At 70.2% G+C, this 16,732-nt stretch carries 15 protein-coding genes; 9 read left to right on the top strand and 6 right to left on the bottom strand.

Annotated features, from left to right (window positions below; translation table 11 throughout):
* Positions 1 to 51: 51 nt before the first annotated feature.
* Complete coding sequence (locus OG395_RS24685) at positions 52 to 435, top strand: winged helix-turn-helix transcriptional regulator (RefSeq protein WP_326792649.1); 384 nt, start codon at positions 52 to 54, stop codon at positions 433 to 435.
* Here OG395_RS24685 and OG395_RS24680 read toward each other — a convergent pair.
* The 6 genes from OG395_RS24680 to OG395_RS24655 all read right to left on the bottom strand — a co-directional run bounded on the left by OG395_RS24680 (position 423) and on the right by OG395_RS24655 (position 9,763).
* Positions 423 to 2,378 (bottom strand): APC family permease, encoded by a 1,956-nt coding sequence (locus OG395_RS24680; RefSeq protein ID WP_327244876.1) that lies wholly within the window; start codon positions 2,376 to 2,378, stop codon positions 423 to 425. The two genes, OG395_RS24685 and OG395_RS24680, sit on opposite strands and share 13 nt — an antisense overlap.
* A gap of 205 nt (positions 2,379 to 2,583) precedes the next feature.
* Complete coding sequence (locus OG395_RS24675; RefSeq protein WP_327244875.1) at positions 2,584 to 3,663, bottom strand: 2-oxoacid:ferredoxin oxidoreductase subunit beta; 1,080 nt, start codon at positions 3,661 to 3,663, stop codon at positions 2,584 to 2,586.
* Entirely contained in the window at positions 3,656 to 5,629 is a 1,974-nt protein-coding gene (locus OG395_RS24670) for a 2-oxoacid:acceptor oxidoreductase subunit alpha (protein ID WP_327244874.1), read from the bottom strand. The genes OG395_RS24675 and OG395_RS24670 overlap by 8 nt, the downstream gene beginning before the upstream one ends.
* Positions 5,630 to 5,890: 261 nt before the next feature.
* A complete protein-coding gene (locus tag OG395_RS24665; protein WP_327249444.1) occupies positions 5,891 to 6,550 on the bottom strand; it encodes a response regulator transcription factor in 660 nt (219 codons plus the stop codon).
* 409 nt (positions 6,551 to 6,959) lie between these two features.
* Positions 6,960 to 8,315, bottom strand: coding sequence for a sensor histidine kinase (locus tag OG395_RS24660; protein WP_327244873.1), 1,356 nt, complete (start codon positions 8,313 to 8,315; stop codon positions 6,960 to 6,962).
* 248 nt (positions 8,316 to 8,563) lie between these two features.
* Positions 8,564 to 9,763, bottom strand: coding sequence for a sensor histidine kinase (locus tag OG395_RS24655; RefSeq protein ID WP_327244872.1), 1,200 nt, complete (start codon positions 9,761 to 9,763; stop codon positions 8,564 to 8,566).
* 174 nt (positions 9,764 to 9,937) lie between these two features.
* On the opposite strand from OG395_RS24655, the gene OG395_RS24650 reads away from it, so the two are divergent.
* Genes OG395_RS24650 through OG395_RS24615 form a run of 8 tightly spaced genes read left to right on the top strand, consistent with a single transcriptional unit; the run spans position 9,938 to position 16,722 of the window.
* Positions 9,938 to 10,339, top strand: coding sequence for an NADH-quinone oxidoreductase subunit A (locus OG395_RS24650; RefSeq protein WP_266990544.1), 402 nt, complete (start codon positions 9,938 to 9,940; stop codon positions 10,337 to 10,339).
* Entirely contained in the window at positions 10,330 to 10,959 is a 630-nt protein-coding gene (locus OG395_RS24645; protein ID WP_323135876.1) for an NADH-quinone oxidoreductase subunit B, read from the top strand. The genes OG395_RS24650 and OG395_RS24645 overlap by 10 nt, the downstream gene beginning before the upstream one ends.
* Entirely contained in the window at positions 10,956 to 12,212 is a 1,257-nt protein-coding gene (locus OG395_RS24640; protein ID WP_327244871.1) for an NADH-quinone oxidoreductase subunit C, read from the top strand. The genes OG395_RS24645 and OG395_RS24640 overlap by 4 nt, the downstream gene beginning before the upstream one ends.
* A complete protein-coding gene (locus tag OG395_RS24635; protein ID WP_327244870.1) occupies positions 12,209 to 13,177 on the top strand; it encodes a complex I subunit 1/NuoH family protein in 969 nt (322 codons plus the stop codon). Before OG395_RS24640 ends, OG395_RS24635 begins: the two co-directional genes overlap by 4 nt.
* The gene (locus OG395_RS24630) at positions 13,177 to 13,764 is read left to right on the top strand and encodes a NuoI/complex I 23 kDa subunit family protein (RefSeq protein WP_327244869.1); all 588 of its coding nucleotides are present in this window, start codon (positions 13,177 to 13,179) and stop codon (positions 13,762 to 13,764) included. Before OG395_RS24635 ends, OG395_RS24630 begins: the two co-directional genes overlap by 1 nt.
* A complete protein-coding gene (locus OG395_RS24625) occupies positions 13,761 to 14,315 on the top strand; it encodes an NADH-quinone oxidoreductase subunit J family protein (RefSeq protein WP_327244868.1) in 555 nt (184 codons plus the stop codon). The genes OG395_RS24630 and OG395_RS24625 overlap by 4 nt, the downstream gene beginning before the upstream one ends.
* Positions 14,315 to 14,725, top strand: a complete 411-nt coding sequence (gene nuoK / locus OG395_RS24620) for an NADH-quinone oxidoreductase subunit NuoK (protein WP_266982661.1) — start codon at positions 14,315 to 14,317, stop codon at positions 14,723 to 14,725. Before OG395_RS24625 ends, nuoK begins: the two co-directional genes overlap by 1 nt.
* Entirely contained in the window at positions 14,722 to 16,722 is a 2,001-nt protein-coding gene (locus OG395_RS24615) for an NADH-quinone oxidoreductase subunit 5 family protein (protein ID WP_327244867.1), read from the top strand. The genes nuoK and OG395_RS24615 overlap by 4 nt, the downstream gene beginning before the upstream one ends.
* The last annotated feature ends 10 nt before the right edge of the window (positions 16,723 to 16,732 follow it).

The following is a 16,732-nucleotide window of genomic DNA, read 5'->3' as shown; positions in this document are numbered from 1 at the left end:
ACGGGATGCACTAACCAAAAGAAAGTACCCACTTTGAGGTAAGGTACTGGTATGAGCGTAAGCAAGGTGCCCGATGTGAACCGGCAGATGTGCCCCTCCCGCCTGGTGCTCGAACACGTCACCAGCCGCTGGGGCGTCCTCGTCCTGGCCGCCCTGCTGGAGCGCTCCTACCGCTTCAGCGAACTGCGCCGCGAGGTCGGCGGGGTCAGCGAGAAGATGCTGGCCCAGACCCTCCAGACGCTGGAGCGCGACGGCTTCGTGCACCGGGATGCCAAGCCGGTGATCCCGCCGCGGGTGGACTACACGCTCACCGAGCTGGGCAAGGAGGCCGCCGAGCAGGTGTGGGGGCTGGCGCGCTGGACGGAGCGGCGTGTCGACGCCGTACACGCCGCCCGCGAGTCGTACGACGCCCGGAAACAGGATCAGTCCGGCTGAGGCGCCCGCCCCTCCTCCAGCTCCCGCAGCGCCCGCGAGACATCGAACGGCAGGATCGTCACCGCCACGTGCGGCAGCTGCGCCAGCGCCTTCGACATCGCCTCGCCGGTGCCCCGGTGCAGCATCTTCCCGAGCGCGTTCCGGTAAAGCCGCCGCGGCACCAGGACCGTCAGCGACGTCTCCCCGTCCGCCGTGGTGCGGGTCGCGAGCTCCCGCATCGCATGGCGCAGCCGCCGGTCGGGGCAGGCCACCAGCTCCAGCGGCACGGAGGTCGCGGCCGTCGCCCCCCAGCGGGCGGCCAGCCGCCTGCCGTGCGCCTCGTCGACCGCGAAGTGCACCGCCCGGATCTCGTCCGGGCGCAGCTCATGGGCGTACCGAAGTGCCTTCAGCGTCGCCAGGTCCAGCGTCTCCACGAGGACGAACACCAGATGACGCCGGACCCGCGGCCGGTCCGCGCCCGGTGCCTGGAGGCTTCGCAGTGCGGCGGCCTCGCGCCGGTACTCGCGGTTGATCCGCATCAGCGCCCAGACGCCGAGGGGGAAGACGATCACGACCAGCCAGGCGCCCTCGGTGAACTTGGTGACCGCGAAGATCAGCACCACGGCAGCCGAGACGACCGCGGCCAGCCCATTGACCGCGATCTTCAGCCGGCGGTACCGCTCGCGGCGGCGCAGGTGGTACGCGGTGAGCCCGGACCCCGCCATGGCGAACGCGGTGAACACGCCGATCGCGTACAGCGCCACCAGCTTGTCCACACTGGCGCCCGTGACGAGCAGCAGCGCCAGCGAGACGACGGTGAGCGCGATGATCCCGTTGGAGAACGCCAGCCGGTGCCCGCGCCGGGTCAGCACCCGCGGCAGAAAACGGTCCTCGGCGACAAAACTGGCGAGGAACGGGAAGCCGGTGAAGGGCGTGTTGGCACCCGTGTAGAGGACCAGGGCCGTCGCCAGCTGGACGAAGACCAGCCCGGCCGTCCCGAGCGGGCCGGCACCGAAGGCGAGATGAGCCTCCTGCGCGATGACGGTGGGTGTGCCGTCGGTGTACGGGACGGCATGCGTGAAGTGTGCCAGCGTGGAGACGCCGAGGACGAGGACGCCGAGTACACAGCTCATGGTGATGAGGGTGCGGCGGGCGTTGCGGCCCTGCGGTTCGCGGAACGCGGAAATGCCGTTGGAGATCGCTTCGAGTCCGGTGAGCGACGAGCCGCCGTTGGCGAAGGAGCGCAGCACGATGAAGAGCGAGGCGCCGTACGCCCAGCCGCTGCCCGGCGTGCCCAGCGGAACCACCCCTGCCGCATGCAGATCGGCGTGCGGCAGCCCGACCGTCAGCCCGCGCACCGTGGCGACGAGCAGCACCAGACCGACCGCGGCCATGAACAGATAGGCGGGCAGCGCGAAGGTCCGGCCCGCCTCGCGGATGCCGCGCAGATTCCCGTACGCGAGCAGCACGATCACCGCGACGGAGACCGGCAGCTGGAGATGGTCCAGGCCGGTCCAGCCGCCCCCGGCCAGATGAGCGAGGGAGATGAGGGCGTTCGTGCCGGCCGACACCTGGACGGCGACGGTCACGATGTAGTCGACGAGCAGCGCCACGGCGGCGATCTGCGCGACGTTCGGCCCGAAGTTCTCCCGGGCGACGACATACGAGCCGCCTGCCCGCGTGTAGATCATGACGACATCGCTGTAGCAGAGCGTCAGAAGCAGCAGGACCAGCAGGATCGCGCCGGTCACCGGCATGAGGAGGGTGAAGGCAGCCGCCCCGACGACGGGCACGAGGACCCGGAGCATCTCCTCGGAGCCGTACGCGGACGAACTGATGCAGTCCGAGGCGAGGACCCCGAGCGCCGTCCGGTTGTTCAGTTTCTCGTCACTGATGCGCTCGGTGGTGAGGGGTTTGCCGAGCAGGTGTCGTTTGATGCGGTACGCGGGACGGTCCAGGGCCATGGGCACATGAGAACGGGTGCCGGGCCGGGAGCGGTGAAGACTCCCCGGCCGGGCACCCGTACGGTGCGCCTCACGACGTCCCAGGGGGCGTCCGGCGGATCAGCCGGGGCCGCGACGAGTGGAACGGTCCGACCCCGATCCGCCGGGACACCCCTCAGAGCGTGTCGGGTGACCTCTGATCGGGCGAAGGTCGCCCGACAGGCTCTCAGCCGACGACCGTCCAGTTGTCGTTGCCCGCGAGCAGCGCGGCCAGATCGCCCTTGCCGTTCTGCTCGACCGCGGTGTCCAGCTGCTCGGCCATCTGCGTGTCGTACACCGGCCGCTCGACGCTGCGCAGCACTCCGATCGGGGTCTGGTGCAGCGTGTCGGGGTCGGCGAGCCGGGACAGCGCGAACGCCGTGGTGGGGCTGTCGGCGTGCGCGTCGTGGACCAGGACCTGCGACTCGTTCTGCGCGGTGACCTCGACGACCTTGAGGTCGCCGGTGGCCGGGTCGCGCACCACGCCCTTGGACTGTCCGGTGCCGAAGCGGATCGGCTGCCCGTGCTCCAGCCGGATCACCGCGTTCTCGGCCTTGTCCTTGTCCTTGAGGACCTCGAAGGCACCGTCGTTGAAGATGTTGCAGTTCTGGTAGATCTCCACCAGCGCCGTGCCCGGGTGGGCGGCCGCCTCGCGCAGCACGCCGGTGAGGTGCTTGCGGTCGGAGTCCACGGTGCGGGCGACGAACGACGCCTCCGCGCCGAGGGCCAGCGACACCGGGTTGAACGGGGCGTCGAGCGAGCCCATCGGCGTCGACTTGGTGATCTTTCCGACCTCGGACGTGGGGGAGTACTGCCCCTTGGTGAGCCCGTAGATCCGGTTGTTGAACAGCAGGATCTTCAGGTTCACATTGCGCCGCAGCGCGTGGATGAGGTGGTTGCCGCCGATGGACAGCGCGTCGCCGTCGCCCGTGACGACCCAGACGGACAGGTCGCGCCGCGAGGACGCCAGCCCGGTCGCGATGGCCGGGGCCCGGCCGTGGATCGAGTGCATCCCGTACGTGTTCATGTAGTACGGGAACCGGGACGAGCAGCCGATGCCGGAGACGAAGACGATGTTCTCCTTCGCCAGACCGAGCTCGGGCATGAACCCCTGCACGGCGGCGAGGACCGCATAGTCACCGCAACCGGGGCACCAGCGCACTTCCTGATCGGACTTGAAGTCCTTCATGGACTGCTTGGCCTCGGCCTTGGGCACCAGCTGCAGTGCCGGGAGCCCGGTGGGGAGTGCCTGGTCGGTGTTAGGCATCGATGGCCTCCTTGAGAGCTGTGGCGAGCTGCTCGGCCTTGAACGGCATTCCGTTGACCTGGTTGTAACTGTCGGCGTCCACCAGGTACTTCGCCCGGATCAGCGTGGCGAGCTGGCCGAGGTTCATCTCCGGGACGACCACCTTGTCGTAACGCTCCAGCACCTCGCCCAGATTCCGCGGGAAGGGGTTGAGGTGGCGCAGATGGGCCTGCGCGATCGACTGCCCCTCCGCCCGCAGTCGGCGGACGGCGGCGGTGATGGGGCCGTACGTGGAGCCCCAGCCGAGCACCAGGGTCCGGGCGCCGGAGGGGTCGTCGACCTCCAGGTCGGGGACCTCGATGCCGTCGACCTTCGCCTGGCGGGTGCGGACCATGAAGTCGTGGTTCGCGGGGTCGTACGAGATGTTGCCGGTGCCGTCCTGCTTCTCGATGCCGCCGATGCGGTGTTCGAGACCGGGAGTGCCGGGGACGGCCCACGGGCGGGCCAGGGTCTGCGGATCGCGCTTGTACGGCCAGAAGACCTCGGTACCGTCGGCCAGCTCATGGTTGGGTCCGGAGGCGAACTGCACGCGCAGGTCGGGGAGTTCGTCGACCTCGGGGATCCGCCACGGCTCGGAGCCGTTGGCGAGATAACCGTCCGAGAGCAGGAACACCGGTGTGCGGTACGTCAGTGCGATCCGGGCGGCGTCGAGCGCGGCGTCGAAGCAGTCCGCCGGCGTCTTCGGCGCCACGATCGGCACCGGGGCCTCGCCGTTGCGCCCGAACATCGCCTGCAGCAGGTCCGCCTGCTCGGTCTTGGTCGGCAGTCCGGTCGACGGGCCGCCGCGCTGGATGTCGATGATGAGCAGCGGCAGTTCGAGCGAGACGGCCAGGCCGATGGTCTCCGACTTCAGCGCCACACCCGGACCGGACGTCGTCGTCACCCCGAGCGAACCGCCGAACGCCGCACCGAGCGCCGCACCGATGCCCGCGATCTCGTCCTCCGCCTGGAAGGTGCGGACGCCGAAGTTCTTGTGCTTGCTGAGCTCGTGCAGGATGTCGGAGGCCGGGGTGATCGGGTATGAGCCCAGGTAGAGCGGCAGGTCCGCCTGCCGGGCCGCCGCGATCAGCCCGTACGACAGGGCCAGGTTCCCGGAGATGTTCCGGTACGTACCGGTGGGGAACGCCTGCGTCGCGGGCGCCACCTCGTAGCTGACCGCGAAGTCCTCGGTGGTCTCACCGAAATTCCAGCCGGCCCGGAACGCCGCCACGTTCGCCTCGGCGATCTGCGGTTTCTTGGCGAACTTCGCCCGCAGGAACGCCTCGGTGCCGTCGGTCGGCCGGTGGTACATCCAGGAGAGCAGCCCGAGGGCGAACATGTTCTTCGAGCGCTCGGCCTCCTTGCGGGAGAGCCCGAACTCCTTCAGCGCCTCGATCGTCAGCGTCGTCAGGGGCACCGGGTGGACGTTGTACGCCTGCAGCGAGCCGTCCTCCAGCGGACTGGTCTCGTAGCCCACCTTCGCCATCGGGCGTTTGGTGAACTCGTCGGTGTTGACGATGATTTCGGCGCCGCGCGGCACATCGCCGATGTTCGCCCTCAGCGCCGCGGGGTTCATCGCGACCAGCACGTTCGGGGCATCGCCCGGCGTGAGGATGTCATGGTCGGCGAAGTGCAACTGGAACGACGAGACGCCCGGCAGGGTGCCTGCGGGGGCCCGGATCTCGGCCGGGAAGTTCGGCAGCGTCGACAGGTCGTTCCCGAACGACGCCGTCTCCGAGGTGAACCGGTCACCCGTGAGCTGCATGCCGTCTCCGGAGTCACCCGCGAAACGGATGATCACCCTGTCCAGGCGGCGGATCTCCTTCTCGCCGACGCCCGCTTTCTCGGAATGGGGGGCGCGTTGTCCCCCGAGAACAGTCTCGCCGGCCTGATCGGCGTCGTTGGTCTCGTCGGCCTGTCCGGCTGGGCTACTGACCTGGCTGGTCACTGAACTGGACCTCCCTCGGGGCGGCGGCTCGGGACCGTCCGGCCCGCCGGCGGTCCCCAAGCCCACCCTACGTCGGTAAGGGTCGCCTTCCCTGGAACGGTCACATGGTGGACGCCACTATGAGACGCATTTTTGTACCGCTTTGCCATATTCCGTGAACCCCCTGGACTGTCGGTCGACGTCGTTCGCTGCTTCTCGGCACTCATCCTTTGGTCCCAGGCCCCCGATCGGCCCCAGATGGCCTGACAGGGTGTCAGATTCTCAGGATTTGAGATAGGTCAGAACGGCCAGCACGCGACGGTGATCCCCGTCACTGGGCGAGAGCCCGAGCTTCAGAAAAATATTGCTGACGTGCTTCTCCACCGCGCCGTCGCTCACCACCAGCTGCCTGGCGACCGCGGAGTTCGTCCGCCCCTCCGCCATCAGGCCGAGCACCTCGCGCTCGCGCGGCGTCAGCCCGGCCAGGACGTCCTGCTTGCGGCTCCGGCCCAGCAGCTGCGCCACCACCTCAGGGTCCAGCGCCGTACCGCCCTGTGCCACTCGGACCACGGCGTCGACGAACTCACGGACCTCGGCGACCCGGTCCTTCAGCAGATACCCCACCCCCCGGCTGCTGCCGGCCAGCAACTCGGTCGCGTACTGCTCCTCGACGTACTGCGAAAGGACCAGGACCCCGATGCCGGGGTACTCCTTGCGCAGCCGCACCGCCGCCCGTACGCCCTCATCGGTGTGGGTCGGAGGCATCCGCACATCGGCGACGACCACATCCGGCAGGTCGTCCTGTGCGGCGAGATCGCTCACCGTCTTGATCAGCGCCTCGGCGTCCCCCACTCCGGCGACGACGTCATGCCCGAGATCGGTCAGCAGCCGGGTGAGTCCCTCCCGAAGCAGTACCGAATCCTCGGCGATGACCACCCGCACCCTGTCCTCCACCACGACGCTTTTTCCCCCACTGCACTGGTCCGCCGGCCCGCGGCCGACGGAAATCCGTCCCTGACCCCTCCAGCATCCCAGCATCGGCCCGCCGATGGGGACTGTGCCGAATGCTTGAGGACACGGGTGGGGCGAGGAAACGCCCGTGAGGGGGATGAGACGGGACAGCGGCAGCGGGCCGGGCGGTCCGCCTCGGAGCCTGTCGGGTGACCTCTGATCGGGCGGCCACGCCCTGGCACGCACGCTTCCCGCGTTGCCGAAATGTCCTAGTAGCTCCTTCCCCAAGCTCTCAGCTTCGTTCGAGCAGGGGAGACCCCATCCGAGGACCTTGCAGCGCCTTGGAATCGCACGCACCAGACCGCGTCCGCCATCCGATCGAAGGTCACCCGACAGGCTCTCAGCCGCGCCACGGGAGCTCGGCCGTGACCCGCGTCGGCCCGCCCACCGGGGAGTCGACGACGAGGATGCCGTCCACCGCGTCCAGCCGCTCGGTCAGACCGGCCAGGCCGCTGCCCGCCGACAGGTCCGCGCCACCCCGCCCGTTGTCCGTGACCTGCAGCATCAGCCGGTCGGCCGTACGCCACACATCAACCGTCGCACGCGTCGCGTACGCATGCTTGCTGACGTTCTGCAGCAGCTCGGACACGGTGAAGTACGCAATCCCCTCGATGGCCTGCGCGGGCCGCGACGCCAGGTCCACCTCGACCGTGACCGGGACGGTGCAGCGGGAGGCGATGGCGGAGAGCGCGGCGTCCAGGCCGCGGTCGGTGAGGACGGCGGGATGGATCCCCCGGGCGAGGTCGCGGAGCTCCTGCAGGGCGACCTTCACCTCTCCGTGCGCCTCGTCGACCATGCGGGCGGCGGCCTCGGGGTCCTGCGCCAGCTTCTCCTTCGCCAGGCCCAGGTCCATGGCGAGGGCGACGAGCCGGGCCTGCGCGCCGTCGTGCAGATCGCGTTCGATGCGCCGCAGGTCGGCGGCGGCGGTGTCCACGACCACACCCCGGTCCGACTCCAGCTCCGAAACGCGCGACGCCAGCCGGGACGGCCCGAGCAGCCCGTACACCATCACCCGGTCCACGGAGGTCAGACCACGGATGATCCACGGGGTGACGAGCACGAGTATCAGACCGAACGCACTGGTCACGGCCAGCTCGAAGGGCGAGTCGAGATAGACGTCGTGCGTGGCGTCGCCGTACAGCTGGATGCCGTCGATCCCCGCGTAGGCCGGGAAGACCCACTGCCACAACGGATACGTGAGGGCCGCCCACCCGTACGCCCAGAACGTCAACGAGACGGTGAACGCGAAGACCGCCCACGGGAAGTGCAGCAGGGCATAGAGAAGGTGCCGCCAGGACGCCCCGCTCTTCAGCACCGCACCGACCCAGGACATCAACCCGCCGGTCCTGCCGCGCACCGGCGCCGGATCCGCCACCCGGAGCCTCAGCAGCCCCCGCGCCCGGACCCGCTCCATGGCACCGAAACCGCGGCACATGGCCAGGGTGCCGGCAAGGAGCGGAATGCCGAGGAACGTGATCAACAGACCCGCACTTGCGGAGGTCAGTGTGACCGCGAGGCTGAACAGCACCACACTGATGGGCAGACTCAGCAACAGATAGCCGAACTCGCGCCAGGTCCTCGCCTCGAACGGCGCGCGCAGCACCGCAGGAACGACGTGCTTCACCGAGGGGTGGTCCTCGGGGCCGGAACCGGACCGCTGAGGGTCGCGAGTGTCCGGTCCGTATGCCGTGGCCATGGTGCCGTCCGTTTCTCTGCTCGGCGGGTGGAGTGGTTCCTCTTCGACGGCCCGTACAGGCCGCCACCTCAAGAGTGCTGCCCGGCGGAACTTCTCACCATGAGGCCGGTATCCCTTTTCGACCGGGGGTTTTCCCCACCCCCGACTGCGGCCTGGGCCCCCTCCTGCGGAATCGGACCGCAACAGGGAGCCGGGCCCGACGGGCGTACCCGCACCCCGCGAGCCCGGCACGATCCGCAGGAAAGGCCCTACGGCCGTTTCGCGACGCCCGCGCCGTCCCCGCCCCGGTCCCGCCAGGGCAGCTCGGCCACGACCGTCGTCGGCCCGCCGACCGGCGACGTCAGGACGAACAGCCCGTCCACCGCCCCCAGCCGCTCCGCCAGCCCGGACATCCCCGTACCGCCGTCCATCCGCGCCCCGCCCCGGCCGTCGTCACTGATCTGGATCAGCAGCCGTTCCCCCGACCGCCACACCTCGACGGACGCCGAACGCGCACCACTGTGCTTGCTGACGTTCTGCAGCAGCTCGGACACGGTGAAGTACGCAATCCCCTCGATCGCCTCCGCGGGGCGCGACGGCAGATCCACGTCCACCGTGACCGGGACGGTGCAGCGGGAGGCGATGGCGGAGAGCGCGGCGTCCAGGCCGCGGTCGGTGAGGACGGCGGGATGGATCCCCCGGGCGAGGTCGCGGAGCTCCTGCAGGGCGACCTTCACCTCTCCGTGCGCCTCGTCGACCATGCGGGCGGCGGCCTCGGGGTCCTGCGCCAGCTTCTCCTTCGCCAGGCCCAGGTCCATGGCGAGGGCGACGAGCCGGGCCTGCGCGCCGTCGTGCAGATCGCGTTCGATGCGCCGCAGGTCGGCGGCGGCGGTGTCCACGACCACACCCCGGTCCGACTCCAGCTCGGCGATCCTGCGCTCCAGCTCGTCCGAGGGCGAGAGCAGCCCCCGCGCCATGGCCCGGTCCGCGTTGGTCAGCAGCCGCGCCGTGAAGGGCAGCACGGGCCACAGGACGAACAGACTCACCAACGTCACCGTGAACGTGAGCACGCCCCAGGGCAGCCGCATGAAGGAATACAGCACCGCGCGCCAGCCCACCGGATCCTTGAGACTCGACCACAGCCACGGAAGGACGCCGCGGTCACGGCGGCCCAGCGCGGTCGCGCTCGGCTCGTCGATCCGCACCCCTAGCAGCGCACGGGCACGGCCCCGCTCCGCCCTGCCGAGCAGCCGCGCCCCCTGCAGCCCGCCGGCGAGAAGCGGCAGACCCACCACCGTGAGGGAAAGCCCCACGCCGACACCGATCATGAAAACTGTGTAAACAAACCCGGCAACCGCCACCGGCAGGTTGGACAGGAGATAGCAGATCTCCTTCCACGTCCACGGATCCAGTGCGAAGCGGGCGGGCGGCGGCCGGTCGTTGTCGGGCGCCGGGGGGCTCGAGGTCATGCGCCCAGCCTGCCGGGCCGGGCCTGCGCACGCCATGGGGTTCATGGGCGGGGCGAAGTAGGGATAACCCCACCCTTTGCCCGATGCGGCTGCTTACCGCCTCTTTAACAGGGCCTAGACTTCCGTACAGACGTCGAACAGGCATGAGGGAGCGGAGGGGCGGACGTGGCCTACGTGGCGGACCTGCCGGAATCGACCGTTCTCGCGTCGGACTACTTCCAGAGCTACTCGGTCGTCGGACTGCTCGCCGTGATCGGCGTGCTCTTCGTCGCCGTCGCCTTCGGAGCAGGCCGGCTGCTGCGCCCCGTGGTGCCGACACCGGAGAAGCTCCTCACCTACGAATGCGGCGTGGACCCCGTCGGCGAGGGCTGGGCACACACCCAGGTCCGCTACTACGTCTACGCATTCCTCTATGTGATCTTCGCTGTCGACTCGATCTTCTTGTTCCCCTGGGCGACTGTATTTGCAGCACCCGGATACGGCGCGACCACACTGGTGGAAATGTTCATCTTCCTCGGATTCCTCGCCGTGGGACTGCTCTACGCATGGAAGAAGGGCGTCCTCGAATGGACGTGACGAGCCCGCAGACCCCCGAGCCGCAGCACCGGCCCGAGCCGACGCTGCTGCCCGAACCGAAACGGCTCGGCGTGCTCTCCCGGCTCGCACCCGAGCCCATGAAGGTGGTCCTGAACTGGGGCCGCCGGTACAGCCTCTGGGTCTTCAACTTCGGGCTCGCCTGCTGCGCCATCGAATTCATCGCCGCCTCCATGGCCCGGCACGACTTCATCCGCCTCGGCGTGATCCCGTTCGCACCGGGACCCCGCCAGGCCGACCTCATGATCGTTTCCGGCACGGTGACGGACAAGATGGCCCCGGCCGTCAAGCGGCTGTACGAGCAGATGCCCGAGCCCAAGTACGTCATCTCCTTCGGCGCCTGCTCCAACTGCGGCGGCCCGTACTGGGACTCGTACTCCGTGACCAAGGGCGTCGACCAGATCATCCCCGTCGACGTGTACGTACCGGGCTGCCCGCCGCGCCCGGAAGCCCTGCTCCAGGGCATCCTCAAGCTCCAGGAGAAGATCGCCCGCGAGTCGCTGGGCGAGCGGTACGCGACCGGCGGCAGCCGCCCCTCCACCGCCGCACTCCGCAGTGGTCTGGTCGCCGCCCCGCCGGCCCCGGGGGAGGAGCAGAAGTGACCGATCCGGAAACGGCGCAGGCCTACGACCGCCTGCCGGAAGCCGTCACCGAACTCTTCGGCGAGGACGCCACGGCGGAGCACGCCTACGACTTGCTGACCGTCGACGTCCCGCCGGCCGCCTGGACCACCGCCCTCGAAACGGCCCGCGACCTGCTGGGCTGCACCTATTTCGACTGGCTGAGCGCAGTCGACGAACCCGGCACCGGCTTCCGCGTCTGCGCCCATGTCGCCGCCCCGGCGGCGGGCAAGGTCCGCCGGCTCCTGCTCCGTACGACCGTTCCGCACGACGCCCCGGTCCTGCCGACCGCCATCGGCGTCTACGCGGGCGCCGCCTGGCACGAGCGCGAGACCCACGAAATGTTCGGCATCGGCTTCGAGGGCCACCCGCACCTGGTCCCCCTTCTCCTCCCGGAAGGCTTCGAGGGCCACCCGCTGCGCAAGGACTTCGTCCTGGCGGCGAGGGTCGCCAAAGCATGGCCGGGAGCCAAGGAACCGGGCGAATCCGAGCACGGCGGCCCCAAGCGGCGCACGATGTTGCCGCCGGGCGTGCCCGACCCGAACGAATGGGGCCCCCTCAAGGGCCAGCTCCCACCTGCCCCGGCCCGCCCGGCCCGAGCAGCCCGCCCTGCGGGCGACCGCCCCGTGCGCCGGGCCCGCAGCGTGAGCGAGGGCTCGGCAAGCCAGCAGCCCGAGCCGGCAGCCCCGGCCTCCGCAGGTACCGGGACCACACCGCCGGCCGCCACCCCGACCGCGACTTTGCGCCGCACCCGCAGCGCGTCCCAGGGCTCGGCGAGCCAGCAGGCGGCGCCGGTGGAGCAGACGTCGGCAGCGACGGAACCGGCGGCCACGCCGAAGTCCGACGCGCCGGGCACTGCGGCGCCGGACTCGACAACCTCCCCGTCGGCAGCGCCGAAGGAGGCAGCGCCGGGGACGGCACCCTCGGAGGCCGAGCCCCCCGGACCGACGCCGAAGGCGGCAGCCCCGGAGCAGGCCAAGCCCCGCGGGGCGGACGCGCCCTGGCACCACGCCCGCCCCGCCTTCGACCCGACCCCCGATCAGGACACCTCCCAGCCCACCCGGCGCCCGAGGAGCGGCGGCCCGGGGGCGGAGCCCCCGATTCGGGAAGGGGCGGACGGGGGAGAGGATCCGCGCAGCGGCCCCACCCCCGAAGGCACCGAACCCGCGGCCACCCCCGAGAACCCCGAAACCCCCGAAACCCCCGACCACCCCGCCGGAGGCGATACCGCGTGAACGACGTACTCGACGTCGCCCTCCGGCTCATCATCGTCTTCGCGGTGTTCATGGTCGTCCCCCTCGTCGTGGGCCAGACCGAACACAAGGTGATGGCCCACATGCAGGGCCGCCTGGGCCCCATGTACGCGGGCGGTTTCCACGGCTGGGCCCAGCTCGTCGCCGACGGCGTGAAATTCGCGCAGAAGGAAGACATCGTCCCGGCCGAGGCCGACCGCCGCATCTTCCAGCTCGCCCCCGCCGTCGCCCTCCTCCCGTACCTCCTCGTACTCGTCGCCATTCCGATCGGCCCGAGCGAGGGCGCGGTCGGCCAGGTCGTCGACGCGGGCATCTTCTTCGTCCTCGCCGTCATGGGCGTGGGAGTGCTCGGCTCGCTGATGGCGGGCTGGGCATCGGCCAACAAGTTCTCCCTCCTCGGCGGCCTCCGCACCGCCGCCCAGCTCCTCGCGTACGAACTTCCGATGCTGCTCGCCGCCGCCTCAGTCGCGATGGCCGCAGGCACCGTCTCCCTTCCCGGCATCGTCAACGCCTTCGAGTGGTGGTGGCTGCCCTGGCAGATCGTCGGCGGCCTGGTCTTCTTCGTGGCCGGACTCGCTGAACTGCAGCGCCCGCCGTTCGACATGCCGATCGCCGACTCGGAGATCATCTTCGGCGCGTACACCGAGTACACCGGCCTCCGCTTCGCCCTGTTCCTGCTCGCCGAGTACGCGGGTATCGTCGTCCTGTGCGGACTGACCACCGTCCTCTTCCTCGGCGGCTGGCACGGCCCGCTCGGCGCCGAGGGACTCGGCTGGGTCTGGACGCTCCTCAAGATCGCGGTCCTCGCCTTCGTCGTCATCTGGCTGCGGGTGAGCTACCCCCGCCTCCGCGAGGACCAGCTGCAGAGGCTCGCCTGGACCACGCTCATCCCGCTCGCTCTCGCGCAGATCGCGCTCACCGGCATCGTGAAGGTGGCGATCAGCTGATGCCTCCGATCCCCGGCTCCGGCCTCGCCAAGGGCCTGGCCGTCACCCTGCGGACGATGACGAAGAAGTCGGTCACCGCCCAGTACCCCGACGTCCAGCCCGAACTCCCGCCGCGCTCCCGCGGCGTCATCGGGCTGTTCGAGGAGAACTGCACGGTCTGCATGCTCTGCGCCCGTGAGTGCCCGGACTGGTGCATCTACATCGACTCCCACAAGGAGACGGTGCCCGCCGCCGCACCGGGCGGCCGCGAACGCAGCCGCAACGTCCTCGACCGCTTCGCCATCGACTTCTCCCTCTGCATGTACTGCGGTATCTGCATCGAGGTCTGTCCTTTCGACGCGCTGTTCTGGTCGCCGGAGTTCGAGTACGCGGAGACCGACATCCTCGAACTCACCCATGAGCGGGACAAGCTCCGCGAATGGATGTGGACGGTGCCCGAGCCGCCCGCACTCGACCCGGGTGCGGAGGAACCGAAGGAGATCGCCGCCGCCCGCAAGACGGCGGAGAAGCTCGAAGCCCAGCGCGCCCAAGAAGCCCAGCAAGCCCAGCAGACCCCGCAGCAGGAAGAAGAGGAAGGAAAGGAGTGACCCTCGCAGCCGCCGCGGCTCACCCCGGTTTCCTCTCCCCGACCGGCATCGAGATCGCCTTCGTCCTGGTCGGCGTCGCCACCATCGGCGCAGCCCTCATCACCGTCACGACCAAGCAGCTGGTGCACGCTGCCCTCTGGCTGGTCGTGGCGCTCGGCGGCCTCGCCGTCGAGTACCTCCTGCTGACCGCGGAGTTCATCGCCTGGGTACAGGTACTGATCTACGTCGGTTCCGTCGTCGTCCTCCTTCTCTTCGGGCTGATGCTCACCAAGGCCCCCATCGGCCGCTCCCCGGATGCCGACTCCGAAAACCGCTGGGCCGCTCTCGGCGTCGCGGTCGCCGCCGCGGCTGCCCTCGTCTGGGTCGTCGTGGACGCCTTCCGCACCACCTGGATCGACCTGGACGGACCGGCCCACGGATCCACCGAAGCCACCGGCGCCTTCCTCTTCCGGCACTGGGTACTGCCCTTCGAAGCACTCTCTGTCCTGCTGCTCGCCGCCCTCGTCGGCGCGATCGTCCTGTCCCGCAAGCGCAGTAAGGAGCAGAGCTGATGCACCTCGCCTATCCCGCCGTGCTCGCCGCCCTCCTCTTCTGCACCGGGCTGTACGGAGTACTCGCACGCCGCAACGCGATCCTGGTCCTGATGTCCGTCGAGCTGATGCTCAACGCCGTCAACCTCAACCTGGTCGCCTTCGACGTCTGGCTCCGCGACGCCCTGCACTCCGGCCAGGCGCTCACCCTCTTCACCATCGCCATCGCGGCAGCCGAGATCGGCATCGGCCTCGCGATCGTCCTCGCCGTCCACCGCAACCGCGGCAGCTCGGACGTGGACCGCCTCCGCGACACCGCCGAGACCGACGCCGCGGAGTCCCTCCCCGGCGACGAGGACGACACCACCGGCACCGAAGACCAGGCCACTGCTCCGGCAGGGAAGGCAAAGAAGGCAGAGGCCACCGCGTGACCACCACGACCCTCGCCGTCCTCGTCCCACTCCTTCCGTTCCTGGGCGCCGCCGCCGGCCTGCTCCTCGGCCGCACCGCCCCCGGTTACGTACGCCCCCTCGCGATCCTTCCCACCCTCGCCGCGGCCGTGATCGCCGTCGTCGTCGCCGCACGCCAGGGCGGCGGCCCGGCCATCGACGCGTCGACCCGGCTCACACCCACCGGCTCGGTCCCGATCGACCTCGCCCTCCACCTCGACGGCTTCGCGGTCCTCGTCGCCGTCCTGGTCGGCCTCGTCGCGACCTGCGTGCAGATCTACTCGACCGCCTACCTGCGCCACGACCCCCGCTACCCCTCGTACGCGGCCCTCGTCTCCCTCTTCACCTCCGCGATGCTGCTCGTCGTCTACTCCGGCGACGTGATGGTGCTGCTGGTCGGCTGGGAAGTCATGGGCATCTGCTCGTACTTCCTCGTCGGCCACTACTGGGAGACACCCGAAGCCCGCGCCGCCTCCCTCAAGGCGTTCCTGGTCACCAAGCTCGGCGACGTCCCCTTCCTGATCGGCCTGTTCGCGCTTGCCGCCGACACCGGCACATTCCGGATCACCGGCATCCTCGGCGCCGTCGCGAACGGCGGGCTCGACCACCCCACTCTCATCGCCCTGCTGCTCCTCGCCGGCGTCGCGGGCAAGTCCGCGCAGTTCCCCCTGCACACCTGGCTGCCCGACGCGATGGCCGGCCCGACCCCCGTCTCCGCGCTGATCCACGCCGCGACGATGGTCGCCGCCGGCATCTACTTCGTGGCCCGGCTCCTCCCCGTCTTCGCCGAATCCGGCGCCGCCCTCGTCGTCCTCGCCGTCATGGCGGCGGTCACGATGATCGGATCGGGACTCGCCGCGCTCGCCCAGGACGACATCAAGCGCGTCCTCGCCTACTCGACCATCGGCCAGCTCGGCTACATGTCCGGCGCCCTGGCCGTCGGCGACCGCGGGGCCGCCGTCTTCCACCTCCTCTCGCACGGCGCGTTCAAAGCCGTCCTCTTCCTCGCGGCCGGCGTGGTCATCCACGCCGCCGGGACCAACTCGCTCACCGCCATGTCGCGCATGGGCGGCCTGGCCAAGCGCATCCCGGACGCCTACTGGACGATGACCGTCGCCCTCCTTGCGCTCGCCGCCATCCCGCCGTTCGCCGGCTTCTTCTCCAAGGAAGCCATCCTCGTCGCCGCCGAACACACCGCCCTGGGCGAGCGTCACGTCGCCCCGGCCGCCGCCGGCTGGACCGTCCTCGTCGCCGGACTGCTCGCCGCCGTCCTCACCGCCGCGTACGCCACCCGCCTCTGGCTCCTCGCCTTCCGCGGCCGCGGTGCCGAGGCCCCCGACCACGGCAGGCAGCCCGCCGCGATGACCACCGTCCTCTGGGTCCTCGCCATCCCCACCATCGGCTTCGGACTCACCGTCGGCGTGATCACCGACTGGTTCGACGGCCACAGCCTCACCCCGTCCGTGACCACCGCCGTCCTCTCCACCGGCGTCGGTCTCGTCGGCGGCCTCGTCACCTATGGGGCCTGGCGTCACACCACGGCCCTCGCCGCCCGCACCCCCGCCGGTGCCGTCGTCGCCCACCCCGAGGCCGAACCCGCACTCATCGAGGCCGAGGCCATGACCCACCACACCGCCGGATACGGCGACACCCCGGGCACCCCCGACCCGGCCGACCCCGGACGGCTCCTGCTCGGCCCCCTCCACCGCCACGCCGCCACCGGCTTCCACCTGGACGCCCTCTACGCGACACTGTTCGTCCGCCCCGTCCAGGCCGCAGCGAGCCTCGTCCGCTTCCTGGACCGTGAGGTCGTCGACACGTACGTACGCGGCTCCGGCACCGGCGCACGCTGGCTCGGCACCGCCGTCCGCCGCGCCCAGACCGGCAACGTGCAGACCTACCTCAGCGCCCTGCTCGCCGGTTCCCTTGTCCTGGCGATCGCCGCCGTCGTTTTTGCCAACGTCAACGCCGGGTCGTGAGCCGTGATCG

It is taken from the genome of Streptomyces sp. NBC_01320 (assembly GCF_035974375.1).
GTDB classification, from domain to species: domain Bacteria; phylum Actinomycetota; class Actinomycetes; order Streptomycetales; family Streptomycetaceae; genus Streptomyces; species Streptomyces yanii.
This window is presented reverse-complemented; position numbering and strand designations above follow the sequence as displayed.